The organism is Actinosynnema sp. NPDC023658, from assembly GCF_040639995.1.
Taxonomy (GTDB): Bacteria; Actinomycetota; Actinomycetes; order Mycobacteriales; family Pseudonocardiaceae; genus Actinosynnema.
In genome coordinates, this window is the sequence record NZ_JBFAAX010000731.1 from 1 (window position 1) to 1,540 (window position 1,540).

Below are 1,540 nucleotides of genomic sequence, written 5' to 3' on the forward strand. Positions count from 1 at the left end.
CCAGCGCACCTCCCGCGCCTGGCGCTTCGCGCCGAGGATGTGGATCGGGTCGTAGTAGTCGGCGCCCGGCGCCACCGCCAGCTCCGCCCACCGGGCCAGGATCGTCTCCAGGACCACCCGGACCTCCAGCCGGGCCAGCGGTGCGCCGATGCAGAAGTGCGCGCCGTGCGCGAAGCTCAGGTGCTGGTTGGGCCGGCGGTCGGGGTCGAACGAGTCCGGGGCGGTGAACTGCGCGGCGTCCCGGTTGGCCGAGGCCAGCCACACGGTGACCAGCTGACCGGCGGGCAGGGTCCGACCCTGCAGGACGGTCTCCCTGCTGGTCAGCCGCAGCACGCTGGTCACCACCGGCCGGTACCGCAGGATCTCCTCCATGGCGCCGGGGATGGCCGCCGGGTCGTCCCGCAGCCGCGCCGTGACCTCGGGCAGGGTGTCCAGCAGGGCGACGGCGTTGCTCATCAACAGGGTCGTGGTGATGTGCCCGGCGCGCAGCATCAGCGCGACGAGCCCGGAGATCTCGACGTCGGTCAGCCGCTCGCCGTCGACCTCCGCGTGGGCGAGCGCGCTGATCAGGTCGTCGCCGGGGTCTTCGCGCCGCCGGAGCAGGTGCTCCTGGACGTAGGCCTTCATCTCACCGACCGTCCGCGCGATGGACCGCATGATCTCGGCCTGCCGCACGCCGGTGGCCCCGTCGGCGTTCGAGGTGAGCTCTTCCGACCACTTGTGGAACAGCGGGTGGTCGCTCACCGGGACGCCCAGCATCTGCGCGATGACGGTCACCGGCAGCGGGTAGGCGATGTCCGAGACCAGGTCCACCGCGGTGGACCCGCGCAGGCCGGCGAACAGTTCGTCGACGATCCGCCGGACCCTCGGCTCCAGCTGCGCGACCATGCGGGGGGTGAACCCCTTGTTGACCAGCTTGCGCAGCTTCTTGTGGTCCGGTGGGTCCATCACCAGCATGTTGCCCTCGACGAAGGCGTCGAAGTCGCGGTCGTCGGTCAGCGTCTTGCGCAGCAGGCCCGTCACGTCCGACGAGAACGTCGCGTGGTCGCTGAGCACGGCCACCGCGTCCTGGTACCGGAAGACGTTCCACACCCCGCGGTCGGGATCGAAGCTGACGGGTTCGCTCGTGCGCATACGCCCCAGCCAGTCGAAGAGACCGTCGAGGTCGCGCGGTTCCCGGTCCGTGTCGGCCATGTCACCCGCCTCACGCGTGGTTGAGCGCGTACTGGTCCCGGATGTCCTCCCAGACCTTCATCGGGAAGTTCTTCCAATCGGTGGCCTTGCCCTCCAGCGCGTCGTCGAAGAAATCCATGTGGACGTGCCAGTTCGCCAGCATGTCGGCCTCGCTGTCCGGCGGGATCGGCTTTTCCACCGTCGACACGATGACACAGCCGTCGGACAACTCGGTGAGATCCCAGCGCATCACGCCGAAGAACTCGGTGTCGTAGACGATCGTGTTCGGCGGTCGCACCACGGCGACCGTGCCCTCGGCGCCCTCGTCGCCGGTGCCGGGGCAGATGAAGTTCAGCCGGCCACCCTC

The 1,540-nt window shown here is 69.7% G+C and carries 2 protein-coding genes; both read right to left on the bottom strand.

The window, feature by feature from the left end; all coding sequences use genetic code 11:
- On the bottom strand, positions 1-1,194 hold a 1,194-nt coding region (locus AB0G02_RS33895; protein WP_360802562.1), incomplete at its 3' end, for a cytochrome P450.
- 10 nt (positions 1,195-1,204) lie between these two features.
- Positions 1,205-1,540 (bottom strand): hypothetical protein (locus tag AB0G02_RS33900; protein ID WP_360802565.1); only part of this gene is annotated, 336 nt, incomplete at its 5' end.